The 10,711-nt window shown below is 65.5% G+C and carries 9 protein-coding genes; 3 read left to right on the top strand and 6 right to left on the bottom strand.

The window, feature by feature from the left end; genetic code table 11:
- Positions 1 to 3 precede the first annotated feature (3 nt).
- The 3 genes from pepN to BLR94_RS07210 all read right to left on the bottom strand — a co-directional run bounded on the left by pepN (position 4) and on the right by BLR94_RS07210 (position 3,833).
- Entirely contained in the window at positions 4 to 2,667 is a 2,664-nt protein-coding gene (gene pepN, locus BLR94_RS07220) for an aminopeptidase N (protein WP_084304074.1), read from the bottom strand.
- A gap of 69 nt (positions 2,668 to 2,736) precedes the next feature.
- A complete protein-coding gene (locus BLR94_RS07215; RefSeq protein ID WP_084304073.1) occupies positions 2,737 to 3,570 on the bottom strand; it encodes a DUF2797 domain-containing protein in 834 nt (277 codons plus the stop codon).
- A complete protein-coding gene (locus BLR94_RS07210; protein ID WP_084304072.1) occupies positions 3,570 to 3,833 on the bottom strand; it encodes a YeaC family protein in 264 nt (87 codons plus the stop codon). The genes BLR94_RS07215 and BLR94_RS07210 overlap by 1 nt, the downstream gene beginning before the upstream one ends.
- 159 nt (positions 3,834 to 3,992) lie before the next feature.
- On the opposite strand from BLR94_RS07210, the gene BLR94_RS07205 reads away from it, so the two are divergent.
- The 3 genes from BLR94_RS07205 to BLR94_RS07195 all read left to right on the top strand — a co-directional run bounded on the left by BLR94_RS07205 (position 3,993) and on the right by BLR94_RS07195 (position 7,878).
- Entirely contained in the window at positions 3,993 to 4,502 is a 510-nt protein-coding gene (locus tag BLR94_RS07205) for a sigma-70 family RNA polymerase sigma factor (RefSeq protein WP_084304071.1), read from the top strand.
- The gene (locus tag BLR94_RS07200) at positions 4,499 to 5,416 is read left to right on the top strand and encodes a DUF4880 domain-containing protein (RefSeq protein ID WP_244158109.1); all 918 of its coding nucleotides are present in this window, start codon (positions 4,499 to 4,501) and stop codon (positions 5,414 to 5,416) included. Before BLR94_RS07205 ends, BLR94_RS07200 begins: the two co-directional genes overlap by 4 nt.
- Before the next feature lie 89 nt (positions 5,417 to 5,505).
- Positions 5,506 to 7,878, top strand: a complete 2,373-nt coding sequence (locus tag BLR94_RS07195; protein WP_084304069.1) for a TonB-dependent siderophore receptor — start codon at positions 5,506 to 5,508, stop codon at positions 7,876 to 7,878.
- A gap of 7 nt (positions 7,879 to 7,885) precedes the next feature.
- Here BLR94_RS07195 and BLR94_RS07190 read toward each other — a convergent pair whose 3' ends face one another.
- Genes BLR94_RS07190 through BLR94_RS07180 form a run of 3 tightly spaced genes read right to left on the bottom strand, consistent with a single transcriptional unit; the run spans position 7,886 to position 10,610 of the window.
- On the bottom strand, positions 7,886 to 8,749 hold the full coding sequence (locus BLR94_RS07190; protein ID WP_084304068.1) for a rhomboid family intramembrane serine protease: 864 nt from the start codon (positions 8,747 to 8,749) through the stop codon (positions 7,886 to 7,888).
- Positions 8,746 to 9,720 carry a metallophosphoesterase gene (locus BLR94_RS07185; protein WP_084304067.1) on the bottom strand — a complete coding sequence of 325 codons (975 nt, stop codon included), beginning with the start codon at positions 9,718 to 9,720 and terminating at the stop codon, positions 8,746 to 8,748. Before BLR94_RS07185 ends, BLR94_RS07190 begins: the two co-directional genes overlap by 4 nt.
- Entirely contained in the window at positions 9,720 to 10,610 is an 891-nt protein-coding gene (locus BLR94_RS07180; RefSeq protein WP_084304066.1) for an NAD(+) kinase, read from the bottom strand. Before BLR94_RS07180 ends, BLR94_RS07185 begins: the two co-directional genes overlap by 1 nt.
- Positions 10,611 to 10,711: the final 101 nt, after the last annotated feature.

Raw genomic sequence — 10,711 nt, 5'->3', positions numbered from 1 at the left:
GGCTCACGCCAGGCTCTTGCTCACCACCTCGTAGACATCCGCCGACAGCTCACCGGAAGCGAGAATCCGCTCCAGCTCCGCCTTCATCAGCGCCTGGCGCTGGCTGCCGTACTTGCGCCAGCGGGTCAGTGGCGCCAGCAGGCGCGAGGCGATCTGCGGGTTGAGGGCGTTGAGCACGATCACCTGGTCGGCCAGGAAGCGATATCCGCTGCCATCGGCGGCGTGGAAGTTCACCAGGTTCTGGCCGGCGAATGCGCCGATCAGCGCACGCACCTTGTTGGGGTTCTTCAGGGTGAACGCCGGGTGCTCCATCAACGCCTGCACGCGCGCCAAGCCACCCGGCAAGGTGCTGGCCGCCTGCACGCTGAACCACTGATCCATGACCAGGGCGTTGTCCTTGAAGTGCTCGGCGAAGGCAGCCAGGGCCTTGCTGCGCTCAGCCTCGAACGGTGAGTTGACCAGCACGGCCAGGGCGGTCAGGCGCTCGGTCATGTTGTCGCACGCCTCGTACTGCTCCAGCGTCGCCGCCAGCACCTCGGGTTTGCCCGTCAGCATCAGGTACGACAGCGCGATGTTCTGCAGGGCGCGACGCGCGAAGTGCTCGGCTTCGGCCATGTAAGGCGTAGTGCGCGATACCTCGCGGTTGGCTTGATAACGCTGCCACAACGGCTCGAACAGGGCTTCGGCCAACTGCTGGCGGGCGAATTCACGCGCGCCGTGGATGGCGTCGACATCGGCCACGTCGCTGATCTCGGTGAGGTAGGCCTCGCCCGGCAGCGAGAGCATCTCGGCGACCATGGCCTGATCCAGCGCGTCGTCCTGCAACAGGGTGCGCAGTGCGCTGACCAGTCGCTGATCGAGCACCAGCGTCTCGCCGCGCTGATGCTGGCCGATCAATTCCTGCAGCACCTGCACGCTGAGCTGCTGCCCCGCTTCCCAGCGATTGAACCCATCGCTGTCGTGCTGCATCAGGAACATCAGTTGATCGCGGTCGTAGGGGAAGCTCAGCTTGACCGGTGCACTGAAGCCACGCAGCAGCGACGGCAGGGGCTTCTCGGCGATATCGACGAAAGTGAACGACTGCTGCGCCTCGGTCACCGACAGCACGCGGCTACCGGCAGCGGCAGCGGCCTCGCCCTGCAGGCGCAGTGGCAGGTCGTCGCCCTGGGCATCGAGCAGCCCCAACTCGACCGGAATCACGAAGGGCAATTTGTCGCCCTCGCGCTGCCCTGGCGTGGCCGGGCAGCTCTGGGTGAAGGTCAGGGTATAGGTTTTCGCGGCAGCGTCGTAACGCTCGGCGACGGCCAGGCGCGGGGTGCCCGATTGGGTGTACCAGCGCTTGAACTGGGTCAGGTTCTGGCCCCCGGCATCTTCCATGGCCTTGACGAAGTCGTCGCAGGTCACGGCCTGGCCATCGTGGCGCTCGAAGTATAGATCCGATCCCTTGCGGAAGGCTTCTTCGCCCAGCAGGGTGTGGATCATGCGCAGGACTTCGGAACCCTTCTCGTAGATGGTCAGGGTGTAGAAGTTGGAGATTTCCATGTACGCATCCGGGCGCACCGGGTGGGCCATGGGGCCTGCATCCTCGGCGAACTGGTGGGTACGCAGGTAGGCCACGTCCTGGATGCGCTTGACCGTCGCCGAGTTCATGTCGGCGGAGAACGCTGCATCACGGAACACCGTGAAGCCTTCCTTGAGCGACAGCTGGAACCAGTCGCGGCAGGTCACCCGGTTGCCCGACCAGTTGTGGAAGTACTCGTGGGCGACGATCGCCTCGACCCGCTGGTGCGCGGCATCGGTGGCCGTCTCGGCGCGGGCAAGCACGGCGCTGGAGTTGAAGATGTTGAGGCCCTTGTTCTCCATGGCACCCATGTTGAAGTCGTTGACCGCGACGATCATGAAGATGTCCAGGTCGTACTCGCGACCGTAGACCTCTTCGTCCCACTTCATGGACTTCTTCAGGCTGTCCATGGCGTGCTGCACCTTGTCGATGTTTTCCGGCTCGACGTAGATGCGCAGGGTCACTTCGCGGCTGCTCAGGGTGGTGAACGTGTCTTCCACGCACCAGAGATCACCGGCGACCAGGGCGAACAGGTAGGCCGGTTTCTTGAACGGGTCTTCCCAGGTCGCCCAGTGCCGACCGTCGTCTTCCTGGCCGCTGGCCACCGGGTTGCCGTTGGACAGCAGGATCGGGTACTTCTGCTTGTCGCCGCTCACCGTGGTGGTGAAGCTGCTCATCACGTCCGGGCGGTCGAGGTAATAGGTGATCTTGCGAAAGCCCTCGGCCTCGCACTGGGTGCAGAACATGCCGCTGGACTTGTACAGCCCCTCCAGCGCGGTGTTGCTTTCCGGATGGATGCGCACGCTGCTGTCGACGACGAAGCTGGTCTGGGTCGGCTGCAGGGTCAGGTGGCTATCGGTGAGCCTGTAGTCGGCGGCGCTCAACACGCGGTCATCGAGCTTCAGTTCGAGCAGCTCCAGTTGCTGGCCGTCGAGGGTCAGTGCCGGCAGCTCCGCCGACAGCGCCGGGTTGCGGCGCATCACCAACTGGGCGTGCACCAGGGTGTGATCCTCGAACAGCTCGAAGGTCAGGTGGGTTTCGTCGATCAGGTAATCCGGAGCCTGATAGTCCTTCAGGTAGATGGTCTTCGATTGCTCGGTACGCATGGGGAACCTCTTCGATGCCACGTCCTTTGACGCGACAGGCAGGTGAATGGCGTCAGCTGCGCCTGCCGCTCAGGCGGCGCAGCTGGCTGCGATCTGGTACGCGGTGTACTTGCGGACATTGATCACGCCGGTATCGAACATCAGGTACTGGCCCTTGATGCCGAGCAGCGTGCCTTCGGCGACGGGATTCTTGTCCAGGTTGAAGCTGGTGATCTTGGCCGGGTAGCCCTCGATCGGGTAACGGATCTCGACCACCGGCTGTTCGTTCAACGGCTGCACGGCCTGCAGGCCGAAACGCTGCTGCAGCGCATCGATGCCTTCGGCACAGGCCTGGAGGATCTGTTCGCGCACGGCGAGCAGGTCGACCGGCGCCGCATCGCCCTTGAGCAACGCGCGCCAATTGGTCTTGTCGGCCACCTGGCTGCGCAGCAGGTCCTCGACGAAACCGGACTGCTGGCGAGTGGCGACTCGCAGGATCGGCAGCGCCTGGGTCGCACCCTGGTCGATCCAGCGCGTGGGGATCTGCGTGGCGCGGGTGATGCCCACCTTGATGCCCGACGAGTTGGCCAGGTAGACCACATGATCGGTCATGCAGAACTGCTCGCCCCAACCGGGATCGCGGCAGGTACCGGCGTCGTAGTGGCAGCGTTCCGGGCTCATGATGCACAGGTCGCACTGGGCGAGCCTTTGCATGCAGGGGTAGCAATAACCCTGACTGAAACTGGTCTTGGTTCTGCGCCCGCAATGGCTGCAATGAATCGCGCCGAGAAACTCCAGGCGCACGGTCTTGCCGATCATCGGGTTGACGGCGACCTGCTCGTCACCCAGGCGAAAGGCGTACTGCACGGGCGAATCGAGGCGGGTGGCCATCTTGCTCAGGGCGCCACGGGCTACTTCAACCATCAGTGCAGGGTTTCCGAGGACTTGTAGAGCAGGTTCGGGATCGGCTCGGACTTCGAGGCGCACTCGGACGTGCCCATGTAGCCGGTGCGCTGGTCTTCGGGCAGGTTCTGCACCTCCCAGGCGATCATCGCCTGCAGGCTCAGTTCCTTCTGCTCCTGGGTCAGCTTGCGCCCGTCCGGCCACTTGCCGATCTCCACGGCCAGCTTGAGGCTTTCATAGACGTCCGGGGTGATGTTGCGGATCAGTTCGACGAAGGAGGACATGGGGTAACTCCCGACAAGCAAAGCGACATAGTACCGGGCCGCACGCGTTGGCGCACGGGCATTGCGCATGGCCGCGGCGGCTCGTGCAGCGAGGACGATTGTCAGCGAGGCGGGCCAGTGCAAGAATTGATAATAGTTTTCAATAACAGACCTGTCGCCATGCCACCCACCGACCTGCGATCCAGAACGCTCATCCTGCACACGTTGTTCGGCGAGCATCACGGCTGGCTGTTCGAGCGCCTGCGCAGCCGTCTCGGCTGCCGGGACGAGGCGGCGGACCTGGCGTCGGAAACCTTCGCCCAACTGGTGGCCATGCCCCGGCCACAGGGCATCCGCGAGCCGCGGGCGCTGCTCACCACCATCGCCAAGCGTCTGATGTTCGACACCTGGCGACGCCGCGACCTCGAGCGCGCCTACCGCGAAGCCATGGCCGCCGAACCCGAACGCCTGGCGCCCTCGCCGGAAGAACAGCACCTGCTGCTGGAGACGCTGCTGGAAATCGACCGCCTGCTCGACGGCCTGTCGAGCAAGGCGCGCGCAGCCTTCCTGTACAGCCAGCTGGACGGCCTCACCTATGTCCGTATCGCCGAGGAGCTGGGCGTATCGGTCACCCGCGTGCATCAGTACGTGGTCCAGGGCCTGAAGGCCTGCTACCAGGCAGTACCATGACGCCCGCCATCGAACAGGCCATCGAATGGCATGCGCGACAGAGCTCCGGCAGTTTCGACGAGCAACAACGCCGGTATTTCCAGCAATGGCTGCAGGCCGATCCCAGCCATGCCGAAGCCTGGCGCGAACTGCAGGGTCGCCTCGGTCGGACCCTGCCCGCCCTGGCCGGTGGCGCCGCGCGCAAGGCGCTGGACACCCCGCGCAATGGCCGCCGCGCTTTCCTGCGCGGGGCACTGGTGCTGGGCGGGCTTGCATTGGGCGCACACGTGCTGGAACAGCCCGGCCTGCCGCTGGCCAACTGGCGCGCCGACCTGCGCACCACGACCGGCGAACGCAGGCGTCTCGCCCTGCCCGATGGCTCGACCCTCACCCTCAACGCCCGCAGTGCCGTCGACCTGCCTGGCCAGCGGCGATTGACGTTGCTCGGCGGCGGCCTGCAGATCGACGTGGCGGCCCTGCCCGCACAACCGTTCCAGCTGGCTTGCCCATTCGGCGAGGTGCACCTGTCCAGCGGCCGTTGCCTGCTCGAGCTGCAGGATGAGTTCGCGCTCTTCTGGCTGCTCGACGGCGAGGCCCGGGTTTCGGCGTTCGAATCGCAGTGGCACCTGCTCAAGGGCCAGGGCGTGCGCCTCGATGCCGGTGGCCTGCAGCTGTTGCACGCCGCGACCGCCCGCCCCGACGCCTGGACCCGCGGCCTGCTGGAGGCACGCGACCTGCGCCTCGACGAGGTGATCGGGCGCCTGCGCCCCTACCACCGCGGTATCCTGCAACTCTCGGCACGGGCCGCCGATCTGAGGATTTCCGGCGTGTTCAGCCTGGACGACAGCGAACACGCCTTGCGCGCCCTGCAGGATGTACTGCCGTTGAAGGTGGAGCGCTACCTGGGCATCTGGACGCGCATCGACCACGCATAAAAAATTTTCTGCTCCCCCCTGAAAAAACCAGGCCCTCGACGCACAGAACAGCAAACCCCTCCCGTTCTGCCGGTCCGGAGCCTTGCCCCATGCGTCACCTCGCCCCTTTCCCCCTCGTCGCCAGCGTGATTCTGGCCGCGATCCACGCCCCGCTGCAGGCAGCCGAGCAACGCATCGACTTTGCGCTTGCCGCTGCACCGCTGGTCGATACCCTGATCGAGATCGGTCAGCGTAGCGGGCAGCAGGTGCTGTTCGTTCCCGCCGACGTGGAGGGCCGTCAAGCCGCCGCGGTGCGGGGACGACTCAGCGCCAGCGAAGCGGTGAGCCAGGCTCTGGTGGGCAGTGGCCTGAGCTTGCGCACCACCGCCAGCGGCGCCCTCAGCGTACAGCCCACCAGCAGTGACCAACTGACGCTCAGCCCGACCAGCATCAGCGCCTCGGGCAACGTCGAGTCGATCAGCGGGCCGCTGAGTGGCTACGTGGCCCAACGCGGCGGCAGCGCAACCAAGACCGACACCTCGCTGCTGGAAACCCCGCAAACGGTGTCGGTGGTCACCCGCGACGAAATGAACGACCGCAAGAGCGACAACCTCTCCGACGCGCTCAAGTACACCGCCGGCTTCGGCAGCCAGCCGGCCGGTTTCAGCCGCACCGCCGATGACTTCACCCTGCGCGGCTTCAACGTCGGTGCCGGCACCGGCGGCATCCTGCGCGATGGCATGAAGCTGCAGGCCAACCCCTACGACGGCAGCGTCGAGGCCTATGGCCTGGAACGGGTCGAAGTGGTCAAGGGCGCATCGTCGGTGCTCTATGGCCAGCTCTCGCCAGGCGGCCTGATCAACACCATCAGCAAGCGCCCGACCCAGGAGCCGCTGCACGAGGTTGGCCTGGAGCTGGGCAACTACGACCGTCGTCAGTACACCTTCGACCTCGGCGGCCCGCTGGACGAGCAAGGCCGGTTCAGCTATCGCCTGACCGGACTGTGGCGCGACAGCGGCACCCAGGTCGATCATGTCGAGGATGATCGCCGCTACATCGCGCCCGCCTTCACCTGGCGACCGAATGACGACACTTCGCTGACGCTGCTGGCCAGTCACCAGGAAACCTTCACCGGTTTCGCCCCGCCCATGGCCTACAACCTGAGCAGCTACAGCGACACGCCGGGCTACAAGATCGGTCGCGACGATTTCACCGGCGAGCCGGGCTACGACCATTTCAACAACCGCATGGACACCCTCGGCTACCTGTTCGAGCACCGCTTCAGCGACAACCTCAAGGTCAATCACAGCCTGCGCTACTTCCAGGCGCACACCGACTGGGACTACCTGATCCCCCAGGCCATCGTCGGCACTCGACTGCTGCGCCGCTACAGCGAGCGCGACGAGCGCTCCAGCGGATGGACCACTGACAACAACCTGCAATACACCCTCGACGCAGGCCGCTGGCAGCACACCCTGCTGGTCGGCGCCGACTACTACCACAAGACCTACGACTCCCATCGCCAGATCAGCGCCACCCCGGCCCAACTGGCGCCATCGCTGGATCTGAGCAACCCGGTGCATACCGGCTACGGCGTCAATACCGCGGCCGACAGCGGCAGCGACCTGCACAGCGCACAGAAAGGCTTCTATCTGCAGGATCAGATCCGGTTCGACGAACGTTGGTTGCTGTTGCTCGGTGGCCGCCAGGACTGGGCGGAAAGCCGCACCACCACCTTCTCCAATGGCGCCCGCACCAGCCGCGACGACAAGAAGGCCACCGGCCGCGTTGGCCTGGTGTACCTGGCCGACAATGGCCTGGCGCCCTATGTCAGCTACAGCCAGTCATTCCAGCCGGCCAACGTCAGCAACCCGGCGTTCGGCAGTTCCTTCGCTCCACTGGAAGGCGAGCAGTACGAAATCGGCCTGCGCTACCAGCCGCCGGGCAGCGACACGCTGATCAGCGCCGCGGTCTATCAACTGGACCAGGAAAACGCGCTGAGCCTGGATGCCGCCACCGGCACCTACGTGCAGTACGGCAAGACCCGCTCCAAGGGCTTCGAGCTGGAAGCCAAGACGGAAGCCACGGAAAACCTCGCGCTCACCGCCTCCTATGCCTACACCGATACCCACGTGCTGCAAGACCAGACCGCCAGCAACCTCGGCAAGCGTATCGAGGGCGTGCCGTATCACAGCGCCAGCCTGTGGGCCAGCTATCGCCTCGGCGTGTTCGGCCTGCCGCGGCTGCGCATCGCGGGCGGTGCCCGCTACACCGGCACCACGCGCACGACACCGAGTACCTACGCTGGCAAGATCCCGGCCTACACCCTGTTCGATGCCCTGGTCAGCTATGAGGTCGACGAGCACTGGGAAGTCGCGGCCAAGGCGCAGAACCTGAGCAACGAGAAATACCTCTACTGCGGCACCACCTGCCGCTACGGCGACGAGCGCAGCCTGATCGGTTCGCTCAGTTACCGCTGGTGACGAGCCGTCAGCGAACGCGCCGGGCCAGCAGACCGCCAAGCAGCCCGGTCAGGCACCCGGCGAGCAGCCCGCCGACATGGGCAGCATTGGCGATGGCGCCGAACTGCAGCAGCTCGAAGACACCGGTCATGCAGATCAGCAGCCAGACCAGCATGCTCACCAGCACACCGCGTGGCAGCCGGTATGCATCGGTCGGTGCCAGCCACTGGAACAGCCAGCAGTGCCCGAGCAGCCCGTAGAGCACACCGGACAGACCACCGAACAGTGCCGGTCCGCCGTAGAGGTACTGGGCAACATTGGCTGCCAGGCCGAACCACAGGGTCAGGGCCAGCAACATCGGCGCCCCCTGGCGCGCCTCGATGCGCCGGCCCAGCTCCCAGTACCAGAGGCTGTTCATGGCCAGGTGCAACACGCCGAAATGCAGCAGCATCGGCGTGAACACGCGCCACCACTGGCCGCTGTCGACGACCTCGGCGAAGGAGTCGAAATAGATGTACTGCCCGTCGATATGGAAGTCGACGAAGCTCAGCCAGCGCACCCTGTCGTAGTCCTCGCCGCCCCAGGTGAGCAGCGCCACCAGCAGGGTCAGCACCAGCACGACCAGGGTCAGGGGGCTGCGCCTGGCCCGGGCGAGCACACCGGTGCGCTGGCCCGCGGCCGCAACGGGCAACGGCTGCAGACCGGGATCGCCCCGGGGCACGCGGGCATACAGCGCGCGCACCTGGCCGGCGGTGTGTTCGTCCGGCACCCAGAGCACCTGCTGATTGGCGCGTTCCGCCACCCGGTGAGCGACACCCAGGGTGCGCAGCACTTGCAGGAATGGCGCCAGGTCTTCATCGAGCGGCGCATGCAGGGCGATCACCGGGCTCATGGCAGAACCTCCGGGTGCGCTACCTCGACCCAGACGAACTTGCGCGGGTCCAGGCGGGTTTCCTGATCGAGCCGGTAGGCCACCAGCTTGCCGCACATCACGGCGCTGTAATCCAGGCAGGCCAGGTTCGGGCGGATCGGTTCAGGCGTGCCACTGCGCCAGTAGTGGCCGACGAACAGCAGCGGCTGATCGGGCCCGTACTTCAACAGGGCGGTCTTCTGCCCTTCGCTGAGTGGCAGCCTGGCCACGGGATCGGGCAAGGCATCGGGCTGGAACTGGATATCGCCGTAGGTCTGCGGGTCGTCCTCCCAGAACTTGGTGCGGAAGAACGACCGCTTGAAGCCGTCGCCGCTGGTCATGCTCAGGCCATCCGGCAGGCGCATGTCGGTACCGCGCAGCAAGCGGTCGAGCACGGTGCAGGCGTAGCTGCCGGGCACGGCGGAAGCCTGCAGAAAATGCTCGTCGATGCAGCCGTCGGGGAACTGCTGGCGCAAGGGCGCGATCATCCCCTCGTCCCAGCAGGCGTGCACCACGCGAAAATGCCCGGCATCGAGAAACAGCGGCAGCTGGTAGAACCAGGCCAGCACTTCGCGCCACTCGTCAGGGTGCGCCTCGAACTGCTGGAGTGTTTCGCCGATCAGGCGAGCATGCCGCGGGCTGTGCTCGCGCACGTACTGGCGGCCGCTGCCCGGCAGCGCCGGGGTCGCCCAGCCGAGCGCGTTGAACTCGTGGTTGCCCATGATGCACAGCGCTTCGCCGGCGCGCACCATGTCATGCACCAGGTGCACCGCCTCGCGGATACGCGGGCCGCGATCGATCAGGTCGCCGAGAAACACCGCCATGCGCCGGGGGTGGCGCCATACCCCGTGGTGACGACGATAACCCAGGCGTTCGAGCAGCTGTTCCAGGGTATCGGCACAGCCGTGGACATCACCGATCAGGTCGTAACCGCGAGCCGGGTCGAGGCGCATCAGTCGCCTCCGCCGCCGAGTCGGCTACCCCATCCCAGCTTGGTGCGACAGATCTCGTAGTAGTTGTGATCCAGCGGGTGGATCAGGCACAGCTTCTGGGATTTCTTGCGCACCGTGATGGTGTCGCCGGGCGCACAGGTGAAGTGGTTCTGGCCGTCGCAGGACACCTGCGGATAGAGCTGCAGATCCTTGGAGACGACGATCTTCAGCTCACTGTTGCCATCCACCACGATGGGGCGGCTGGACAGGGTGTGCGGGTACATCGGCACGATGACGATGGCATCCAGCTTGGGGTGCATGATCGGTCCGCCCGCCGACAATGCATAGGCGGTGGAGCCGGTAGGCGTGGCGACGATCAGGCCGTCGGCCTTCTGGCTGCAGACGAACTGGCCGTCGATGTACAGCTCGAATTCGATCATCCGGTTGGACTTGCCCGGGTGCAGCACCACATCATTGAGCGCATCGCCCTGGCCGATCGCCTCGGCATGCCGGCGCACTTCGGTCTCGAGCAGAAAACGGTTCTCGGAGAGGTAGTTGCCTTCCAGCACCTCGGCGACCTTGGACTCCAGTTCGTCCGGGCGGATATCGGTGAGAAATCCCAGGTTGCCACGGTTGATGCCGAGCACCGGCACCTTGTTGCGGGCCAGAGCACGACCGGCGCCCAGCATGCTGCCATCACCACCGACCACGATCACCAGGTCGCAGAACTCACCCAGGTGCTTGCGCGCCGCGGTCTGCAGGCCATGGCCGGGCAGCATCTCGGCAATCGAATCCTCGAGGATCACGTGCAACTGGCGCTCGAGCAAAAACCTTTTCAGTCGGCGTACGGTGTCGAGCACCTGCGTACTGCCCAGACGACCGATGATGCCGATATTACGAAAATGCTCCATGGGGCTCCCGCGACACTCTGGCTGTAGTGTGCCGATTATGGGTGAAAGGCCGGCGCAGCGGCAAACCCTGGCGCCCACCACCCGCAACCTGGCCACGGCTG

The sequence above is a fragment of the Phytopseudomonas flavescens genome, assembly GCF_900100535.1.
GTDB classification, from domain to species: Bacteria; Pseudomonadota; Gammaproteobacteria; order Pseudomonadales; family Pseudomonadaceae; genus Aquipseudomonas; species Aquipseudomonas flavescens.
Note: the sequence above shows the minus strand (reverse complement) of the source record. Positions and strands in the feature narration are given on the sequence as shown.